The organism is uncultured Aquimarina sp. (assembly GCF_947492405.1).
In the GTDB taxonomy this organism is placed as follows: Bacteria; Bacteroidota; Bacteroidia; order Flavobacteriales; family Flavobacteriaceae; genus Aquimarina.
Map to the genome: position 1 here is coordinate 137113 of NZ_CANLMP010000010.1, position 21896 is coordinate 159008.

At 35.4% G+C, this 21896-nt stretch carries 19 protein-coding genes; all 19 read left to right on the forward strand.

Translation table 11 applies throughout. The features are described from left to right. Nucleotides 1–32: 32 nt before the first annotated feature. Nucleotides 33–338, forward strand: coding sequence for an HPF/RaiA family ribosome-associated protein (locus tag Q0829_RS26135; RefSeq protein ID WP_298548716.1), 306 nt, complete (start codon nt 33–35; stop codon nt 336–338). A gap of 489 nt (nt 339–827) precedes the next feature. Further along, entirely contained in the window at nt 828–1406 is a 579-nt protein-coding gene (locus tag Q0829_RS26140) for a DUF4255 domain-containing protein (RefSeq protein ID WP_298548718.1), read from the forward strand. Between the two features lie 79 nt (nt 1407–1485). Further along, nucleotides 1486–2262, forward strand: a complete 777-nt coding sequence (locus Q0829_RS26145; RefSeq protein WP_298548720.1) for a hypothetical protein — start codon at nt 1486–1488, stop codon at nt 2260–2262. Nucleotides 2263–2336: 74 nt separating this feature from the next. Further along, nucleotides 2337–3983: a phage tail sheath C-terminal domain-containing protein gene (locus Q0829_RS26150; protein ID WP_298548722.1), complete on the forward strand. Its 1647-nt coding sequence runs from the start codon at nt 2337–2339 to the stop codon at nt 3981–3983. A gap of 96 nt (nt 3984–4079) precedes the next feature. Next, the gene (locus Q0829_RS26155) at nt 4080–4553 is read left to right on the forward strand and encodes a phage tail protein (protein WP_298548724.1); all 474 of its coding nucleotides are present in this window, start codon (nt 4080–4082) and stop codon (nt 4551–4553) included. Nucleotides 4554–4624: 71 nt separating this feature from the next. Continuing rightward, entirely contained in the window at nt 4625–5074 is a 450-nt protein-coding gene (locus Q0829_RS26160) for a phage tail protein (RefSeq protein WP_298548727.1), read from the forward strand. 9 nt (nt 5075–5083) lie between these two features. Then, nucleotides 5084–5581: a phage tail protein gene (locus tag Q0829_RS26165; protein WP_298548733.1), complete on the forward strand. Its 498-nt coding sequence runs from the start codon at nt 5084–5086 to the stop codon at nt 5579–5581. Between the two features lie 2 nt (nt 5582–5583). Continuing rightward, nucleotides 5584–5733, forward strand: coding sequence for a DUF5908 family protein (locus Q0829_RS26170; protein ID WP_298548735.1), 150 nt, complete (start codon nt 5584–5586; stop codon nt 5731–5733). A gap of 2 nt (nt 5734–5735) precedes the next feature. Then, entirely contained in the window at nt 5736–6437 is a 702-nt protein-coding gene (locus Q0829_RS26175) for a hypothetical protein (RefSeq protein ID WP_298548737.1), read from the forward strand. Nucleotides 6438–6441: 4 nt separating this feature from the next. Further along, complete coding sequence (locus tag Q0829_RS26180) at nt 6442–8094, forward strand: phage baseplate assembly protein V (RefSeq protein WP_298548740.1); 1653 nt, start codon at nt 6442–6444, stop codon at nt 8092–8094. 25 nt (nt 8095–8119) lie between these two features. Then, nucleotides 8120–8527, forward strand: coding sequence for a GPW/gp25 family protein (locus Q0829_RS26185; protein WP_298548742.1), 408 nt, complete (start codon nt 8120–8122; stop codon nt 8525–8527). Nucleotides 8528–8544: 17 nt separating this feature from the next. After that, entirely contained in the window at nt 8545–8979 is a 435-nt protein-coding gene (locus tag Q0829_RS26190) for a hypothetical protein (protein WP_298548745.1), read from the forward strand. Between the two features lie 23 nt (nt 8980–9002). Then, nucleotides 9003–13124, forward strand: a complete 4122-nt coding sequence (locus tag Q0829_RS26195) for a baseplate J/gp47 family protein (protein ID WP_298548747.1) — start codon at nt 9003–9005, stop codon at nt 13122–13124. Nucleotides 13125–13169: 45 nt separating this feature from the next. Continuing rightward, the gene (locus Q0829_RS26200) at nt 13170–14411 is read left to right on the forward strand and encodes a hypothetical protein (protein WP_298548749.1); all 1242 of its coding nucleotides are present in this window, start codon (nt 13170–13172) and stop codon (nt 14409–14411) included. Between the two features lie 49 nt (nt 14412–14460). Continuing rightward, nucleotides 14461–16896, forward strand: a complete 2436-nt coding sequence (locus Q0829_RS26205; protein ID WP_298548752.1) for a hypothetical protein — start codon at nt 14461–14463, stop codon at nt 16894–16896. Between the two features lie 6 nt (nt 16897–16902). Then, complete coding sequence (locus tag Q0829_RS26210; protein ID WP_298548755.1) at nt 16903–18753, forward strand: contractile injection system tape measure protein; 1851 nt, start codon at nt 16903–16905, stop codon at nt 18751–18753. A 140-nt stretch (nt 18754–18893) separates the two neighbouring features. After that, nucleotides 18894–20291 carry an ATP-binding protein gene (locus tag Q0829_RS26215; RefSeq protein ID WP_298548758.1) on the forward strand — a complete coding sequence of 466 codons (1398 nt, stop codon included), beginning with the start codon at nt 18894–18896 and terminating at the stop codon, nt 20289–20291. A 170-nt stretch (nt 20292–20461) separates the two neighbouring features. Then, on the forward strand, nt 20462–20608 hold the full coding sequence (locus tag Q0829_RS26220; RefSeq protein WP_298548760.1) for a hypothetical protein: 147 nt from the start codon (nt 20462–20464) through the stop codon (nt 20606–20608). A 31-nt stretch (nt 20609–20639) separates the two neighbouring features. Next, nucleotides 20640–21890, forward strand: coding sequence for a DUF4157 domain-containing protein (locus tag Q0829_RS26225; RefSeq protein ID WP_298548763.1), 1251 nt, complete (start codon nt 20640–20642; stop codon nt 21888–21890). The last annotated feature ends 6 nt before the right edge of the window (nt 21891–21896 follow it).

The following is a 21896-nucleotide window of genomic DNA, read 5'->3' on the forward strand; positions in this document are numbered from 1 at the left end:
TAAATAATGATTAATCTTTAAGTTAAAGAACTATGAATACAGTTTTCGAATATAAAGGCATTGAAGCGAGTAAATATTTAGAGGCTTTTACAGCAAAAAAACTTCTAAAACTCACAAAAAAATATGCATTTATTATTAGAGCAGATATCTTTTTTAATAAAGAACGGAATAATGTTAAAAAAGGTAATATCTGTGGAATTAGGCTTAGTCTTCCCGGCCCCAGGATTTATGCTTCTTCTGACGAAAAGAGTTTTGAAAACGCAATAAATAATACAATAGGAGATCTTAAAGATCAATTGAATAAAAGAAAAGTAAAATTATATAAGAATTTGGGTTAGTACGAGAACTGTAAATCGCCCTTTATGGTTTTCTACTAGTGATGCTTTCATCATTAATTGTTTGAAAAGTAGCTGTTTGCCAAACAGCTACTTTTTTTATGGAAAAGATTATTACATCTTTATTAATTGATAAAAATTCGAAAGTAGTTTTATTCGTAACACCTTATACAACAACTAGAAATTAGTTCCAACTAGATAATGTTTTCAGGTTATTATTGTAAGTAAACAAAACAAATATTCTCTTGTATGTTATCATATATTGAAACTACTCAAAACAATTTTGTGTTGTATTTTTCCCTTTTTAATCAGGGAAAATGCAACATAATTAATTGGTTTGGTTTTATTTTGTCGGAAATGTCATAGTTTGACGATTTTGTGCTACTATCTTGTCGGAAATCTTTAAGAATTTGCCGGACTTTTACTAACTCCAATGCGACGTTCTACTGTAATTTTGAGCTATTAAGATCAATAAGTTATAAGAGCAGTATTATGGTGGATGTTGTATTAAGCGTTTTAAAAGATAAACTCAATGAGTATTTTAAGAATGTAGTAGGTACTACAGAGTCTAATTTAATAGAGTTCATTAGTACCACTAGTAATGACCCCGTTTCTTTTACAAATGATAAAATCACACCATTTTTAATTAATATTTCTGAGGATAGAAAATTCAGAAAAGCTGATCAATTTTCGGGTATTGTAAGAAACGGAATCAGAACGCAAACCAATCCCGAAATAAGAATTGAGCTTTTGATTCTTTTTGTGTCTAAGTTTAGTAAATATGATCAGGCACTTAAATTTTTATCCCACGTAATCAAATTTTTTCAGGTCAATAGGATTTTTAATCCACTTAACTCCCCACAATTGTCTGATGAACGTATAGAAAAACTAGTTGTAGAACTAATTTCCCTCCCCTTGGAAGAACAGAATCAAGTATGGCATTCTTTAAATACTTCCTATTTACCCTCTGTGTTGTATAGAGTTCGTCTACTATCCTTTATAGATGACCAAAGTATAGAATTTGTAGGAGACCCAGTATCAAGTATAGAACTAAAAGTGCATGATAAATAAGTATTTAGGTGCTTTATTGAATTGAAAATATAGTTGAAAAACCGTAAGGAGAACTAATTAAAATAATAAAAATAGACAGATGGAGTATCGTGAATTCTTTCATATAGAAATTGTGCATCCTTTTTTTTCGGATATAGCGGAAGATATGGTAATAGTAACAGAAAATGAAACGAAAAGCCATTTAAATAACCTTGGTTTCATACTAAAAAAGATGCCTAATGGACTAAAAATTTTAGCTCCTGTCCATCAAGAAAGCAAAGTTTTTTCTCCTTTGGAAGCGGATGATATATTCAGTTTTCACATATACCCTACTTCAGAACATATCCAAGAGGTTACTGACCTTTCTGAAATAGAAAAAGGAAACATGATTTCTTTTACGAATCAAGAACAACCAATAGGTAGTTCTGAATTAACTACGAATCAGGTAATACAGAATGGAGTTTTTTGTGGTTTTCCGGCATTAGCGAATATCGTAATAGCTGGAAACAAAATCGATACCAATACAATCGATCAGCCCACTAAGTTTAAAGCAAAATTTAAAACGGAGTCGATAAAGTGGAAATACTATTTTGTTTCTAATTCTGAAGATCCAATCATAACATTAGAATCCAGAGACGAACAAATCTCTTTCAATGAGATGGTCATTGATGAAAATACCACAGATCAGATTATAACTTCTATACGATTAAATTTCCCCAATACCCAAATAAAGGCTTTTGAGTCTAAAGATTTGGTTCCTTACAGTAGCAAACCGATAAAGAACATCAAACTAATTAAAAATGGCGATGTGCTTATGAGTCATTTGCCCAATCCCCGAAAAGAACAAAATGGTATCCAAATAATTAAAATTAAGTAAGTAAAAAGCAGGACCAGAAGACTCACATTGGTTTATGGGAATGCTAAGTATAAACATTTAAAATTCAAATAATTATGTCTAGTTTTTTAACACCTGATGTGTACACCGAGGAAGTACCTGTTTTACCACAGTCCGTTGCTGGTGTATCTACAGCAGTTCCTGCTTTTATAGGTTTTACCGAAAAAGCATTGAAAAATGGAAAAAGCGTGTCCAATAATGCGATACGAATTTCTACCTTTTTAGAGTTCAGAGAAATGTATGGAGGAGCTCAAAAAACAGAATTTGAAGTTCTTATTAATGATGATGAGCAGTTGCAAAAATTGACTGCTACACCTCCGACAAGTACTTTGTATTATGCTATAGATCTTTATTTTAAAAATGGAGGGGGTGATTGCTATATTATATCTGTCGGTTCTTTTGAAGATGCGTATAACAAACAAGCTTTTGAGGATGGGCTTAAAATCTTAAGCAAAGAAGATGAACCTACACTTATTATGTTAAGTGAAGCGGCCAAATTACCAGCAAATGATTATCACGCAATTTGCCAACAAGCATTAGCACAATGTGCAGACCTAAAAGACAGGTTTTGCATTTTTGATATCAAAAAAGACGATGAGGAAGCAAATGAATTTAGAAATGGAATAGGAACTAATAACCTAAAATACGGTGCCGCCTATACTCCATATATCCATACATCCCTAAATTATATATATGACGATCAGGATGTTCGTATTATCAATTTATCTTCTTCTTCGGACACAGCTACTTTCGAAGTAGTACATGATGGTATCAGAATAACGTATGCAGGTGATATTTCTGAAGAACCAAAGTATAGAATCAATGGTGGGAGTGGCGATACTGTGGAGTTTTCTGTTTCCCCATCCAAGTTGTTAACGATCTCTAATGTTCCTACAGAAGGTATTGCAGCGAGTGATTTACTAGATGCTTGGACAGCATTTGATAACAAAGGAGATTTTGATATCGAAATTGTAACAGAAAACACCCAAATTACTGCAACGCCAGGAACAGGCGGTCAGGAAATATCTAAGCAAGGAGGTAGTGAAGGTGCTTTTACATTAGAAAGTAGAGAAGGTACTGCCTTGTATAGCAAGATTAAAAGTGAGTTGGCCAAAGAAACCATCGTCCTGCCTCCTAGTTCGGCAGTGGCAGGAATCTACGCTACTACAGATAGAGAAAGAGGAGTTTGGAAAGCACCAGCAAATGTGAGTGTAAATTCTATAATCGGACCTGTCGTTAAAATCAGTTCTGCAGATCAGGAACGTCTTAACGTAGATGTCACGAGTGGAAAGTCAGTAAATGCCATCCGTAGTTTTATCGGAAAAGGAACACTAGTCTGGGGTGCACGTACATTAGCCGGAAATGATAATGAATGGCGATATGTTTCTGTACGTAGATTATTTAATATGATCGAAGAATCTACCAAAAAGGCTTCTCATTTTGCCGTATTTGAATCAAACGATGCAACAACTTGGTTGAAAGTCAAAGCAATGATCGAAAGTTTTTTATACGGAATCTGGCAGCAAGGTGGATTAGTAGGTTCGACAGAAGAACAAGCCTATTTTGTTAATGTTGGATTGGGTAAGACGATGACACAACAAGATATTCTTGAAGGCCGTATGGTTGTAGAAATAGGAATTGCTGCGGCTAGACCAGCAGAATTTATCATTCTAAAATTCTCACATAAACTACAGGAAGTATAATCCGATATAATTTTTTTAAAAAGTGATAGATGATATTATAAAATATCATACTCATTCACAGCATATTATTCAATTATAAATTAATACTAAAGTAACATGGCTTTAACAAAAGAACAAATAAAAACAGATTACCCATTGGTAACCTATAATTATAGAGTAGATATTGATGGAGCGTCCTTTAGCTTTTCTAAAGTAACGGGTCTTGATTTATCCTTTGAAACGATTACATACAAAGAGAGCTTTGCGGCTGGAGGGCAAGTAGGACCTAATATTATGTATATGCCAGGTCAGATTCAACCAGTTAATATTACCCTGGAAAAAGGTTTTGTAAAAGGGAAGAGTATCCCAGTTTTTTATGCTTGGATCAATGATATTCAACTAAATCAAATAGATAAAAAGGATATCATAGTACACCTTCTCGATGAAACAGGAAGTACTATAGTAAGTTGGAAAGTTATTGATGCATTTCCTACCAAATTAACGGCACCTTCTTTTGATGCAAGTACAAGTGAGGTTGCCTTAGAGTCTTTAGAGCTTATGGCGTTTCGAGTAACAATGGAAGAAGCATAAAGATCATTTTAGCGATTCAATCTCAGGCTTTTGATAAAGTTTGATACTATAAAGATAACAGTAACATCATCATGGCAGTAGATAAAAAGAAAATTATTCAAGATTATCCTTTACCGGTTTATAACTATCAAGTAAGCATTGATGGTATTGATGAAGGCATGTCCTTTTCAGAAATTTCGGGTTTAGAAATGGACTATGACCACGTATTATACAGGCACGGTTTCAGTTGGATTATGGGGGATTACCTGATCCGTGCTCAACGTAAGCCTATTAGTGTAAGCCTAAAAAGAGGAGTAGTTAAGAATAGAAAGTATTTATATGACTGGTTGCGTTCCGAAAACAAGAGGGATATTAATATAGCATTATGTGATGAAAGCTTTACACCCGTCGTAAGTTGGGAAGTATATCGCGCATTGCCCATAAAGCTAAATGCACCTTCTTTTAGTGCCAGTACCAATGATGTTGCCATTGAAAGCCTGGATTTAATTGCTCACAATATAAAACTAATTCATCACGAATAATAGAAACACATGGACGCATTAGAGACTTTTAAGAATATTGTAGATCCCGATCCGGTATTATCTCATAGATTTGGTGTTTTTTTCTTCGCAGGAGGAGTAATTCCAAATCCTATAGATTTTAGATTTCAGAAGGTTAGTGGACTTAGCGCAGATATCCAAACGGATACAGTTAATGAAGGAGGACAAAATCTTTTTTCTCATCGGTTACCTAATAAGGTTAACTACAATAATTTAGTGTTAGAGCGTGGTCATAGTACTGGCCTTATACCATCACCATTAAGTGATGAGTTTAATATAGCATTTTCCACTTTTAAATTTGCACCTTCCAATGTGTTGATTACCATATTTAATGATTTTCAAGGGATTCCTGTGCCTATAAAAGCATTATTATTTATGAAAGCATATCCTGTAAAATGGTCGATTTCAGATCTTGACGCCCAATCCAATACAGTTCTCATCGATACGATGGAATTAGCATATACTAGATTTCAAACTATACAATTATAACTATGCCGGTAGAAATTAAAGAACTCGTAATTAGAGCTGTATTAAATGAAGATACTAACACACCATCAAAAGACGCTACCGATAATGATAGTATAGTGCAGGAGTGTGTCACGCAAGTATTAAAAATATTAAAAAAGAAAAATCGTAGATAATTATGGCTTTTGATTCATTTACTATGCTGGAAAAGCTAACGATACAAAGCTTTTCTAGTGGAGAGCGAAAAATAAAAGATAGTTTAGGTTCTTTTGAAGCTATGTTTAATCCAGATTCATATTCGGTTTCTTATCAAAATACATACGGAACAAAAACAGGTATTAATACAACCGGAAGTAATGCTAAGTATGGGTTTTCTAAGCCGGAACGAATTAATCTTAAGCTTATTTTAGATGGGAATAATGTAGATACACACTTCGGAATACTAAATCTTTTCAGAAATGATGATGTCTCCAAAAAGGTTCAGAAATTTTTAGATCTGACTAGAGAAATGAACGGAGATATTCATCAGCCCCCATATTTAATAATACGTTGGGGAGATCTGTATTTTAAATGTAGGTTAAGTTCTGTAAACATCAATTATACGCAGTTTAATGGTAGCGGAATTCCATTAAGAGCTGAGTTAGATACTGAGTTCATTAAAGATGTAGAAACTGTTGAAAGGCTTAAAAAAGAAAACAAAAACTCACCTGATCTTACGCACTATAGAATCGTAGGAACACACGATCAATTGCCATTAATGTGTAAAGCAATTTATGGATCTGCCCAGTATTATCCTTGGGTAGCCAAAGCCAATAATCTAAATGATTTTAGAAACCTTAAACCTGGGCAGCGAATTTATTTTCCTCCTATAGAAAAATAGTCATATGTCAGTAGTAACAGCAACTATAAAAAGTGAAGGCAAGGAAATGAGAGGCGAATTTGAGCTTCTTTCTATTGATGTAACGCATGAGTTTAATAAAATTCCTACAGCAGAACTGAAATTTATTGATGGAGATGTTTCCAAAAAAGAATTTAAAATTTTAGACGACACTTCTTTTGCCATTGGAAAAAAAATAGATATTTCATTAAAGTATGAAGATAAACCAAATGAAGAAGTAAAAGTTTTTAGAGGTATTGTAACCAATAAACTACTAGAACTTAATCGAAAAGAACCAACGCTGACCATAGAATTAAGCGATGTTGTTATAAAAATGAATAGTCATCGCAAAAATGCTGTATATCATCAGAAAAAGGATCACGAGATTATAGCGAGTATGCTACAGCCATATGGGGTTTCTAGTAAAAAGGTAGAAGACACGACGGTTAGTCATCAGCAAATGATACAATATTATGTAACTGATTGGGATTTTATGCTATCACGTGCAGAGGCTAATGCACAGTTAGTAAGCGTTGCACTCGGGGAGATTTCTGTTTTTCAGCCCAAACTAAAAGGCCCAAAACATTCTTTAGAACTAGGGTCTCATGAGATATATGATTTTGATTTACAAATTAATGGCAGTCATCAATATAAAGAAATAACAGCAGTAGGTTGGGACGTTGGTGCGCAAAAAAGCACCAAGGTTTCAAAAAATGAAACTTTTAACATTAGTTCAAAAGGACAAGATGTAACAAGCATAAGTAAAGCCTTTGGAACTAAAGAAATGACATTGGTACACGGGGTGCCAACAATTGCTAATGAGCTAGAGACTTGGTCTAATGCTCAACAACTAAAATCTAGTTTGTCCTTTATAAAAGGTTGGATTAAAATTCCAGGAACTGGCAAAATTAAAGTAGGTGACACTCTGGAAATTAAGGAATTTAGCAAAACCTTATCAGGTAACAATATGGTATCTGCAGTTAGACATGAAGTAACTGTGATGGGTTGGTGTACGCACCTTCAAATAGGCATGGATGCATGCTGGTTTACATCGTCTTCTAAGGTGATGGATGCACCCGCAGCAGGTTTATTACCAGGTGTTAACGGATTACAGATAGGTGTTATACAACCTCTAGCCAAAGATCCTGATAATTTGAACCGTATTAAAGTAATGATACCCGCTTTTGGGGATCAGCAAAATACGGTATGGGCGCGTCTTACTACTTTAGACGCAGGTGTGGGTCGAGGAACATTTTTTCTACCACAACCTGGAGATGAGGTGATCATTGGATTTTTAAACGATGATCCCAGACATGCTATGATAATGGGATCCGTTTATAATCCAAAAAATAAACCTCCAGTTTCCTTTGATACGCATCCCACATCTAAAGGGATTTTTACGGAATCAAAATACCAACTATTTTTTGACGAAGAGGAAAAGTGTATCACCATTGCTACTTCCGAACAAAATAAGATTACCATAGATGAAAAACAACAACGTATTGAACTGGCTGATAGCCACGGTAACCAGATTGAATTAAGTAAACAAGGAATTAATATTTTGAGTGCGAATAACTGCAAAATACAATCCAAAGGAGATTTAAAAATTGAAGCAGGTGGAGGTATAGAAATTAAAGGGAATACTGTAGATGTGATCTAATAAATAACGTAGAGAATAATAAAAGATGATTGAAGATAATAAATTTTTAGGTAGTGGTTGGTCCTTTCCACCTCAGTTTCAGAAAGGTGGTGATCAGGTAGTAATGGTCTCTGGTGAAAAGGATATAGAACAAAGTCTTTATATTCTATTAACCACTTCTTTACAAGAACGAGTAATGCAATCTGATTATGGATGTGAGCTAAAAGATTATGTATTTGAAAGTATAAATCAAAGGTTTATAACAGATATTAAAAATGCGGTTACAGATGCTATTCTTAATCATGAACCAAGAATTAAAGTAGATACAGTTGTACTAGATAATACGGATCCTGAAAAAGGACTCATCCATATCAAAGTAACCTATACTGTTAGAATGACTAATAATAGATTTAATCTGGTATATCCATTTTATATAAATGAAGCTTTTAATTAATCATAATATAAAATGATATGGCATTAGATACAATTATTTTGGATGGAGATAAAGTATTGTTCGATCCTACCTATGGTCCAGCTACTGTGGTAGTCAAACCAGGAACAATAAAAGCTTCGGGAAAAACCACAGTACAAGGTAAAAAAGTAGTGGTCAAAGGAGATGAAAGTAAGGTTGTTGTATCTGGCTGTACTTATACAAGTCCTTCCTTTCCGATACCAGGAACTGGTAATTTAAAAGTAGCTTCTTTGGGGCCAGATCAATTGACAAAAAAAACCAAAAGTGGTAGTAAACCTATCGTATTAAAAGGAGGTGTTTTTATAGCCCGATTTGAAGTACAGTCTCCGGCAAAATTTATCCCGCCAGGAAGTGCACCGATATCTGACCCGGTACCTTTTTATATGGGAACAGGAAAATTAGTACCTGCAATAGATAAATTGAAAGCAACCTAGTTGTTAAAAGATGTAAAAGAGACATGAGAAATACAATAAAAACACACCAACTCTTATTTCGTGATGGTGCCAGTAAACAAAACGATACTATAGAACGATTAGCACCTTCCTATGTTCAGGTAGAGAATCGAAGTATGGAGCAATTGATTCAGGAAGCACAGCGTCTAGCCAAAGAACTGATATTTGTTGATGAGAACAATCAGGCTAGAGGAACCTGGGAATCTTTCTTAATAGAAGATCCTGATAGCTTTTATAAGGCTTCGGAAACCGGCAAGGAATCTCTAAGGAAACAATGGGCAAGTCAATTGGCAGCATATGTAGAGAATCCCGATCGTTTTCTAAAGAATCAAGAGACTAAACAAAAATTGGCAAGCCCACATACGGCACTTTTCTTGACTTTTTTAAAGTTACTTCATCTTATAAAAGAGCAGATCAATGGACTTACTCAAAAACATCTGGATTTTTATTATCGTGAGCGACTAGGATTATCTCCCAAAAAAGCAGTCCCGGATATGGTCAATGTCTTGATCGAACTTGTAGAAGAAGAAACGCAGTTAGCGTTAAATAAAGGAACTATTTTCTTGGCAGGAGAAGATGATGAAGGTAATGAACTACACTACACGACCACAGAAAATACGATTATCAATCAAGCAAAGGTCGCTCAATTAAAAAACGTCTTTGTAGATAAACAAACTTTTACAATTGCAGGGATTCATCGTCACAATTTAGATACCCCAGACAAGGGGGTTTCGGTAATGATGCAAATGGCATTAGGAACCCCCAATCCTGGGGATGCATTACCTGATATGCCTGATGGATTTCAGGAACTTACAGATATGCTTCCAGAGATAAATGACAATGAAGCAGTACAGCGTTATATTACGGAAGTATTGTTTTTAAGCATCGAAGAATTCCAATTGATTTTCCAAAAACAAGCTCAGGAAAAAAAAGGAGAATCTACTGATTGGTTGCCTGTTTATGAATTGTTAGAAGAAGCATACGGTCGTAAGATCAGGTCCGAACGCAAGGATCGATTAACCAAAATAAGAGAAGAAGAAGGGTTTATATCTTTATTAAAACAAGTGTATGGTGATCCTAACCCAGGAGATCAGCTACCGACCTATAGAGGGAGAGAGGCTTCTTTTGAGCGCATTTTTGAAGATCTCAAAAGTCCAAATACAGCTACGAAACAAGGTGCTTCTGAGTTTGTCGAAGAAATCTTAAAGTTAAAAGTTCCTGATTTTGTTTTCATTCTTGATACGAGCAGTACTCCTGAGACCAATGAAGCGTGGGAAGATGTTTATACGCTTCTAGAAGTTGCAGAAAGACAGGTGCGACGTATTACTATTGAAGCACCTTCGAAAGAAAAAACTATAAATATCTATGCTGCTAATGATGCCGAGGCGCTTGCTTTTAGCCAGTATAACGACACTGAAGAAAGCAAACGATTTAAAACCTTTGGTAATATACCAACAGAAGCTACAAATCATTTACAAGCAGCCACGTTAGGTTTTGCAGTAAGTTCTCCTGTTTTGTTACTTAAAGAAGGTAAAAGAACAATAACGCTTTTTCAGCAATTGGACATTGATAACGAAAGATTTATAAAATTAAAAAAGCTAATCAATAGAGGAATCATCCGTATATATCTGAGTAGTAAAGAGCAATGGTTTGTTCCTAATGAAGTATCTATAGAATTAGGAGATTTCTTAAAATCAACTTCAGGGATACCGTTATCAAATGTAACAATCACTGATGAAACGTTAACAATCACAGAAGATACTGCTGAAATATTCGAAGTATTAGAGAAGGATAAAATAGTCGTTGATACTGATGGAACTAGCTATAAACTATTATCAGATATTGTAGATAAGTCGGTTCCATTGCGCAGAATAGGTAAAGTAAACCAATTACAAGAAACGATAACCTTATACGATCAGGAACAGGTTTTTGTAAAATCAATTAAAACAAAAATAAAGCTTACTCCAGAGGAGGCCGCAGTAGAAGTTTTCAATACATCCGATACAACTACATCATTCATACAAGCAGATACACCTTCATTAGTGATGACAGTTGATCCAGATATAGTAGATGAACTAAATACCCAAAGTGATTTAGAAGTATACGACTGTCTTATGGATCTGAAGATCAATAAGATTGGATTACGTGTAGCTGTAACTGGGTTACAGAATATCATTATTCAGAATGACCAGAGTGCAATCAATCCTAAAAAACCTTTCGAGCCTTTTGGATTAGAACCTTCCAGAGGAGATGGATTGTATTTTACAAATGAAGAAATTGCTCAAAAAGTAATTACTGACTTACAGTTACATCCGGAATGGGTGAATCAGCCAGACGATTTTGCGCTGCACTATGAAAATTATTGGAAAGTTGAGCAGGATACTCTTACACCAGCTGCTAAGGATCAAAAGATAAAAAGTAATAGTGATTTCACCTCAAGTTTGTTTGTGTATCATAATTTTACCGAAATTCCTGTTACCGATCAGGTACCGTTATTTACAGAAGAACAGGTGATGGAGATTAATAATATTCCCAATCTGGTGCAAAAAAACAAGCCATCGTATAAGTACAAGCCTATTGATCATATCGATAAAGAGCAAAATGAAGTTACTGATTGGCAGCGTTATTTTAAATTAGAGCTCAATGCTATTGATTTTCAGGATAAACTATACAATAGTTTATTTGCCAGACAGACATTCTCTGAAAACCCAGATATTAGAAAATTAATACTTCCGCTTCCATATCAACCTAAATTAAAAAGCTTAAAGCTAAGCTATACAGCAGAAGCCAATTTACTTTTAGAAGATCAGACAACAGTAGAAAATCAGAAAATATTTCACGTACATCCGTTTGGGTATAAAACTCAAAAAGGGAATGGAGAAATTACTTTATTCCCAAAATACCAGGATAATGGATCACTTTACGTTGGGATTTCCGGGTGTACTCCTCCACAAATTATCAATATACTTTTTCAATTAGCAGAAGGAAGCGCTGATCCGGATGTCGGTAAACCAGCCGTACACTGGAGTTATCTTAAGAACAATGACTGGAAGATTTTAGATACATCCGATATCATATCGGATACTACCAATGGGTTGTTAAATAGTGGTGTTGTAAGCATTCGTATGCCAGAGGATGCTACTACTGGTAATTCTTTATTACCGGATCACTTACACTGGTTTAGAGTTAGTGTGGCACAACATATAGAAGGCGTAGCGGATACAATAGCTATTAAAACTCAGGTAGTACAAGCTATACTTTCTAATGATGTGATAGCTACCTCACATTTTAATACACCCTTAAAGGAAGAAAGTATTACCGAGACCCAACAATTTATTCCACAAATAAAATCAGTATCTCAGCCATTTACTTCTAGCCAAGGAAAACCTGCAGAAGAGGATTTACATTTTAACCAGCGGATTAGTGAACGGTTACGCCATAAAAATAGGGCGTTAACTATGTGGGATTATGAACATTTGGTACTTGATGCTTTTCCGGAAGTATATAAAGTAAAATGCTTACCTCAAATAAAACAATTAGGAAATGTAGTTGTGACGGTAGTACCTGATATCAGAAAAAATTTGCCATTTCAGCCTTTCAATCCTAAAGTAGCCGCTGATGTGTTATCAAGGATTCAGAAATTTCTGGAGAAACGTGCTCCGGTGGTAGCAGAAATTTCAGTAAACAATCCAACCTATTTACAAGTAGCCACACGCTGTACTGTAAAGTTTAATCAAGGCTTAGATGCTATTTTTTACAAAAACAAATTGATCGAAGAGATCAAAAGATTTTTGTCACCCTGGGCTTTTGATGATGCGGAAGATATCCGTTTGGGAGGAATGTTGGATTCGGGAATATTGGTCAATTTCATTGCAGAAAGACCTTACATTGATTTTGTAGCAAATCTAAAACTGTTTCAGAGTGCGAATGGCAAAAATTTTACAGATGTGACCTCTTTAGCTCACAAAAAAAATGCTGTGATCCCGGATCAACCTGATATGATAATTGTATCGGCAGCCAATCATTTTATAGATATCGCTGACGAAAACATTTATGATGAGGATGCAGATAAAGGAATCAATTATATGATTGTAGAAACAGACTTCGTAGTAGCAAAAGATTTTTAAAAACACCTGAGTGTCAAAAGAAGGCATTTCACAAAAAGAAATAATATGGACATTAATAAAAGAAACAGAACAGAACTAAAAGAGTTTTTTAACGAAGGTGATAAACCTACCGAAAAGCAATTTGCAGAATTGATTGACGCTAATATAAATCAAATGGAAGATGGTATCGCCAAAGTACCAGGAAATCCACTGGCAATTATGGCAGAAGGTAATGCTGCCAGCACTCAGGAGCTGTTACAGTTGTATGCTGATTTTGATCAAGATAATCCTAGTTGGTCGGTAAACATGCATCCTAGAGTCAATCCAGAAGAGCCTGACACGGGGATTTCAGGGTTAAATATCAAAGATGCCACAGGAAAAAGTCGATTGTTTATCCAATCTAATAAGGGAAATGTAGGCGTGGGTACCATCGAACCTGATTCTAAACTCACTATCGAAGGAGATAATGATGCTTCCTTATTATCCATAATTGATGCTACACAACAACGCGCTAAAATTTTTGAAGTTGCTCAGGAAGAAGGAGATGGTTTGGTCTCTGTACGTAATGGTAAATCTGATGAATGTATCGCTATACAGGGCAATGAGATTTCTTTTGAAGATAAAAGAGATACTACTAATACCAAGTCTGCTAAGATTGCTTCAGAAGACGGGACACTAAAGATTTATGGAAAATCATCTGATGAAGAATCAACTACGAGAACATTAGAAATCGTTGCGGATGATATGAAAATTACTGGTAATGTATCTATGAATAATTTATCGACTAGTCCTAATTTACAGGACAGTGGAGAAGCCAGCGACCGTACAATTGCATCACAACGAGCGGTAAAAACATACGTAGATACTCGTTTGCCAAAAGGGCTTATTTCGATGTGGTCCGGAAAAGAAATTCCCTCGGGATGGGCATTATGTGATGGAACAAATGGAACACCAAACCTTTCCGGGAGATTTGTTGTTGGATTTAGTGAAAATAATGAAGATTATAACAAAATATCAAATACCGGTGGACAAGAACAGGTATCCTTAACTCCTGAACAATTGCCTGCTCATAAACACTCTGGAACAACAAATAACGATGGTAATCATCGGCACAGTTTTGTAGGTGCAGCAAAAAGGGGAGATGGAGGAGGAACCGGTAGTTCAAATGATTATTACAAGGCTTTTAATAGGATTACTGCATTTGCAGGGGAGCATACACATTCGTTTGAAACTAATCAAACCGGTGAAAATAAGCCTCACGAAAATCGACCACCATATTTTGTATTGGCATATATCATGAAATTGTAAGCCTAGTAATACCTGGATTAAAAAAATCTTATTAAAAAACACCAAAGTAATGATGTCAACACCGATTACCATACCCAAAGAAGTGCCTAGCAATTCAGCTTTAAGTTATGATTTCTTAAGAGAAGAAGGAATCAAAACCATCCAGGAACTGGCAGGTACCAGTTGGACTGATCATAATACCCACGATCCGGGTATTACGATTCTGGAACAGTTGTGTTATGCGATTACGGATCTGGCATATCGCCTAGATTATGATATACAAGACCTACTAGGGGATAACCTTGCAGCTCATCAAGAACTGTATAGTGCGGCAACGATACTAAGCAGTAGTGCGGTAACCTGGTTGGATCTTAGAAAAGTGGTGATCGATATTAAGGGGGTTAAAAATGCATGGATAGAAAAGATCACCCCAGAAAATATAATTAGTGTTAGTAATTCGCATCCAACACCAAAAGGACTCTATACAGTAATTATCGAAAAAGATGATCTGATAGATGCAGAAGGCAATATGTTACAAACAATTAAAAAACGCCTTCTAGAATGTCGTAGTTTATGCGAGGATTTTGAAGACATTCAACTACTCGATAAACAGAAAATCCGATTAGGAGGTACTATAGAAATTTCGAATCAGACAGATGATATCCATTTACTGATTGCCGATCTATTATATAAGATACAAGAGCATCTATCACCTTCGATCCGGTTTTATACCTTGCAGGAACTATTAGATAAAGGCAAACGTACCGATGAGGTTTTTGAAGGTCCAATATTGGATCACGGTTTTATTGATGATGATGAATTGGAAGAGCAAATTAGAAAGACAGAAATACATGCTTCTGATTTGATTAAAGAAATTATGGATGTTGGGCACGTGGTCACGGTTCAGGATCTATTGATTCAGTCTGGAGCGAATGATGGTAAAAATTGGGTGTATTATCTGGATACTACCAAAACCCCTACACTGGATATCAATGCTACTTTGCAAAGTCTACAGTTTAGGGTGCAAGGACTTACCGCAACAATTAATACCGAACAAGTCCTGAAAAATTATCAACAAAAAGTACTTATGTCGGCAACCCAAAAAAACCTAAACCCTGTACAAAAAGAAATGTCATTTTCTGTAGGCAAGGATAGGAATATAGCAAACTATTATAGCGTACAAAACCAGTTTCCTGATAATTATGGTATCGGTACTTTAGGATTGCCTGATTCGTTAACAGACAAAAGAAAAGCACAGGCTAAACAGCTTAAAGCCTATCTTACTTTTTTTGATCAGTTATTGGCAAATACATTTTCAAAGGTTGCTAATTTTCAAAAATTGGTCAGCTTTACAGATCTCGATTATCGTACTTATTTTAATCAAAGTTTATTAGGTGTTGTAGAAGGATTAGAAGATATTCTTGTGAGTAAAGAGGATTATGAAACATACTTGACCAATGTTTCATCGATTACTTTGGAAAGTCTTCAGCGGAAAAACAAATTTTTAAATCATCTATTAGCTCGTTTTAGTGAGACGTTTAGCACCCATGTTTTAGGAGAACCAAAAGAAGGCACGGATGTGCTTGATCAAGAGCAAAGATTGATACAAGACAAAATGCAATTCTTACAATCTTACCCATTAATTAGTGCTAATAGAGGTAAAGGCTTTGATTATAGTAAACCACACACCAATGATACTAATTATTCGGGATTAGAAAAACGGATTGCGCTAAAATTAGGATTAGAAGAGCAAGAAACATTTTTTATGGTAGAACACCTGCTTTTACGTCCTAAGACCACAGATCAACATACGCTGGAAACGTACTATCAATCCATAGAGATCACTGCTTTTAAAGCAGCTGAAAACGAACTAAATACCGAATGTATCATTCCTGAACACAGTTTTCTAAAAGGAGAGCAAATACGCATCACACAAAATGGTACGTATGATGGAATCCATATGATACAGTCGATAACTGAAACCGGTTTTGAGATTAATACTCCTTTTCAGGAAGGAGGAAGTAATGATACTGCTAATTGTCAACGCATACAACCAGATATAAAGCATCATCTTTTTTCGGAACCGATAACTTCATTTGAGGCCTCACCAAATACGGGTCATACCTTTTGTAATACGATACATAGTTTACAAATTGGCGATGCGGTAACGATCGTTGGAGCTGAGGAGTATGATGGAACGCATAAAGTGACCAATATCACAGAAACAAGTTTTGAAATTGAAATTCCTTTTAATCAGGTATATATCACAGGACGTTTTATGCAATTAGACACAACAGAAGATCTATACTCGCTACAGTTGAGTTTTGTTTTTCCTGAAGGAAAAGGTAGGTATCAAGACCCTGTATTTCAAAATTTTGTAGAGAACACGGTTCGCGAAGAAACTCCGGTACATCTTACTACTTATGTACATTGGTTAGGAGCAGATGAAATAGAAATGTTTACAAAAGCCTATCAGGACTTTGTTGTTACCATCAATAAGCGCTAATCTATAATGTCTATAAATCAGCATACACATATCATTAATAAGCAAATCATCGAACTAGCAGTATCGGATAAAGCTACTGCGTTTGCGACACAAGAAAAAGTCAGCCAATTGTATGCAGATAAGTTGGTTCCTGAGTTAAGTCGTTTGTTAGATGTATATTTTAATGCTGATACCAATACACATTATCAGATAGATACCTTAACCATCGATTTGGGAGCAATAGATCTGGGAGTAATGCAAGATACTTTTGCAAAAGAATTAGACACTGTGTTGACGTCAATACAAGAAACTACACAAGTAACAAAAACTAAAGTAACAAGCGTTGATGAAAATGAGGATGTTGCAGAAAGAACACCGCTAAGAGTATTGGCACATTATATAGCAACAGGACGATTACCATGGTGGTCAACTTCTCAGCATAAATCGTACTTGCAACAACAATGGGAATCGCTTATGCAAAACCCAACAGCCGAATTTAAGATACTGTTATCAGAATTACATCATAATAAAGTACACCTAGATCGGTATCTGCATACTTTTTCTGAAGAACAATTGTTACAATCTGCACAGTTGATTACAGGAATGTCGGAAAATGAACTTTTATATATCAAAAACAGTATTGCGAATACGGTCAATAAAAGCAGTATAACAACAGTATCATCATCGTGGAAAAATACATTCTTACGAACTGTATTTTCACCTCAGTCAGATCAAGGAATACCTATTCAACACTATTATATACAGAAAATACTAAAAACATTAAGGTTGAAAGTCGATAACAAACAGAGTAGACCACAACATCAAGAAATTAAGAAAATTAGATCCTTCATACAGCAATATAAGCGTATGCGATTAGAGGATAGGGTATGGCAAGAATTTTTTAAGCAATTAGATACAGTAATACAAATGAATACCGCAGTTGCTGTTCCAGTTCATCTGCTTAGGCAAATGGTAGTATTGTTAGAAGACATACAAAATGCTATAAAATCAAACCTTAAAGCCAGGCTATTACAAGATACAAAAGAACAAAAAAACTTGATTTCTAAGACATTGACGCCGAAAGCAGAAATAGCGAAACAGAGTATCCCTGCAGTAGATCGTTTAAGTAATACCAAATTACAATCTCAGTTTGAGGATACAGCCTTTTTAGAAGACTTAGAAAATGCTACAAAATCTATAAAATCAAATCTTAAAACCGGGTTATTGCAAGATGCAAAAGAACAAGACACCTTGATTTCTGAGGTGTTGACACCCATAGCAACACTTGGTACTACGATAGAAAAAATAGCAAAACAGCATACGCCTGCAGCAGATCGTTTAAACATTACCAAATTACAATCTCAGTTTGAGGATGCAGACTTTATTACCATCGAAAATGCTGGACTGGTATTATTTTGGCCTTTTTTGCAACGATTTTTTGATAATCTAGGATTGTTAGAAGATAAAAACTTTAGAGATCAAATATCCATACATAAAGCAGTATGTGCACTACAATACCTCTGTAATCCTGAGGAATCAGAGCTTTTCGAGGGACAGTTGCCCTTGCCCAAAATACTATGTGGAGTACCATTAGGAGCATCCATACCCCCTATTTTTCTTACAGAAGAAGAAAAAGAAATCGCTAATGGTTTATTGAATGCAGTGCTGAGACAAGGACCACATTGGAAAAATTTATCTATTACAGGATTTAGAACCTCTTATGTATGTCGGCAAGCCTCATTTCGTACGCGTGATGACCATTGGTTATTACAAGTGCAAAAAGAGACCTATGATATCACTTTGCAAAAACTACCTTGGAGTATACAAGCGGTAAAACTACCGTGGATGGAACGTGCGTTGATGGTAGATTGGATGTAAAGAGTTAAGCGTTAGATCTTGGGTATGAGGTTTTACGTATGGTGTAAATACTAAAAATGCTTTCCTTCTTAAAAGGAGTAAAACAAAAATTAGGAAAAAGGTGCAAACCAAGGTTAGTAGCTAATAATAAAATAAAAAATATGGAAACAGATATAGCCATAAATCAACAAACCCAAGTAGTTCTTACAGACAAAAGTTTAGAAGAAAATGCAATAGTGTTAACCAATGAACTCACTTGGCTTAGTTTGATCATCCAAACCCGTCTGGAATTACATTTCAAGCAAGAAACGCCTTATCAATCCATACAAGAGTTAACACCTCCAGATATATCGGATAAAGAAGGATCCTATGTAACATTTATCCAAAAACACAAACTCAACTTTGCAGAACGGTTGTTGCTAATCTTGGCGTTGGTTCCTCATATCCAACCATCAATTTTAGATATTTTACTAACTAAAAACAAAGACTATGACCGTCGCTATAGTGAATTTGGGGGACTATTGATAGAAGGACATTTGGGATTGATTCCTACCGCAGAAACAGCAATGTTTTTGATAGCAGGAGATGTACTACAGAAACGCTTACAATATCATAAACTCATTACCCAAGATTTTGTCCCGATAAGAAGAGGCATTATCAGCTTATCCAGAACAAAAGGAAATAGTCCATTGCTGAGTAATATCTGGATGATTGCTAATGAATATGTAGAATATCTATTAACTGGTAAACCCTATCAAGCAAAATATAGCCCTGATTTCCCTGCACAACGGATTCATACCAAACTATCGTGGGAGGATCTCATCGTCTCTAGGTCCACAACACATAGCTTGCAGGAAATCAGGGATTGGGTTACCTATGGACATACGGTTTTAGAAGAGTTAGAACTGGGAAAACGACTAAAACCAGGATATAAAAGCTTGTTTTACGGACCACCGGGAACCGGCAAGAGTATGGCAGCAGCATTGTTAGGAAAAAGTACAGACAGACAAGTCTATAGGATTGACCTAAGTATGACGGTTTCCAAATATATTGGTGAAACCGAAAAAAACCTGGCGAAAGTATTTGATCAGGCACAACAACACGATTGGATCTTATTTTTTGATGAGGCAGATTCCTTATTTGGGCAACGTACCCAAGTAAGTAGTGCCAATGATCGCTATGGAAATCAGGAGATCGGATATTTATTACAGCGAATCGAAGATTTCCCAGGAGTGGTAATTCTGGCAAGTAATTTAAAAGACAATATAGATGATGCTTTTACCCGAAGATTCCAATCCATAATCGAATTCAAGATGCCAGGAGTAGAAGAGCGCTATCAATTATGGAAACAATCTTTTGCTAAGAAATTACCACTAAATGAAAATGCAGATCTATGGCATATCTCCGAAAATTATGAAATCTCTGGCGGATTGATGATGAATGTAGTGCGCAAATGTACGTTGCAAGCCGTAACAAATAAAGAAAATACAATCACCCAACAAAGCCTGGAAACTGCCATACAACAGGAGTTACAGAAAGAAGGAGTGATTTTAAGTTAAAAAAGCTCGTCTGATCAAGTGATTTTTAAAACTGATATCAGTGAAAATATATCTCGATACACCACTCCTATCGTCGTGACATCGATGTGACGAATTATAAATAAAAACAAGCCCATCAGTTGTTTTGTCATAATGTAATAGAGATAAAATTTATCGAGAATAGGTTTGTGATGCAAACGAATAATGATTTAAAAGATGAAATTACAACTATGAATTCAAGTGAATTGATCAAAAACATCCCTTTTAAATCTTCCATCAAAGGGAAACTTTTTAAACTCCCTTCCTTTGAAGGAACGGTTGGGGATGGATGTCTATAAAAAAGTAAAATTATAGTTAACACAAAAAACTATGAAAACACAAACCGATAAAACACAGGAATCACAAAAAGAAACCGTACAACGTTTACAACAAGAATCCAGTACAGGTGGTGAAGCCACCATTTCAGACAATCGACAAGCTATGGCGGTACAACGAAAGTTGAGGTCTTCTATGGGTGGTGCTAATGATACCGATAATACGATCCAACGAAAAAATAATACTGGATTACCTGATAACCTAAAATCAGGTATCGAAAACCTATCTGGCTATAGTATGGATGATGTAAACGTACATTACAACTCTAGTAAACCTGCACAATTACAGGCTCACGCCTATGCACAAGGAACAGATATTCATTTGGCACCTGGGCAAGAACAACACTTACCGCACGAGGCATGGCATGTAGTACAGCAAAAACAAGGACGTGTAAGACCTACTATGCAGTTTAAAGGTAAAGTGAATATTAATGATGATGTTAGTTTAGAGAAAGAGGCTGATGCGATGGGGGCTAAAGCTATGAAAGGGGATACTAGTAGCTCACAGAAATTACCTAAGAAGGGAAATGGTAATAAAGAGGTATTTCAAATGGTAAGGAAAGATTATTTGGTTTCAATGAATGATGAAAAAAAGATTGGAAGTATATATATCAATGACCGAGATCGTTTACGATTAACCCACGCGAACGGACCTTCTGTAGAAAAAACGGAAAGGAAGTATAAGTCTGTAGAAAGATTCAATATTGATGTTGCCGGATTTATGAAAAGTCATCCCGAAATTGATAGAGAAGATATAACAAAAGAAGTAAAGATAATTTTAAAAGAGGTTGTGTCCAAAGGTGAAGAAATTCCATTTTGGGCCAAAAGAGTTGATAATGTAGAGGAAGCCATTAAGTTGTTTGATGAGTTTTTTAATCACGAAGACCGTTTCTTAATTGAAATAAAGCCTAGACAAAATGAATCTACTCCGGGAAGTCATACCTCGAGAGGAAAATTGGTAAAATATAGTTTAGATGAGGATTTTGTAAAATGGTTGGAGATGAAAATTGCTTGGATAGAACGAGATGGAGATGCTCGTAAACGACTAGATGAAGCGTATCTACATTATAGACAAACTGGAAGCAAAAATTCTCAGAGAATTTATAAGAAAATAGGGGAGAAGATGAATAGAGAATTGTTAGAAGCTATTCATGATAAAAGTTTCTCATTTCTTTATATAGTTAATGAAGACCCTAAGATTATTCATGAAATTAGGAAAGATAAAAAGGAAGAGCAAAATCTGTAAAAGAAA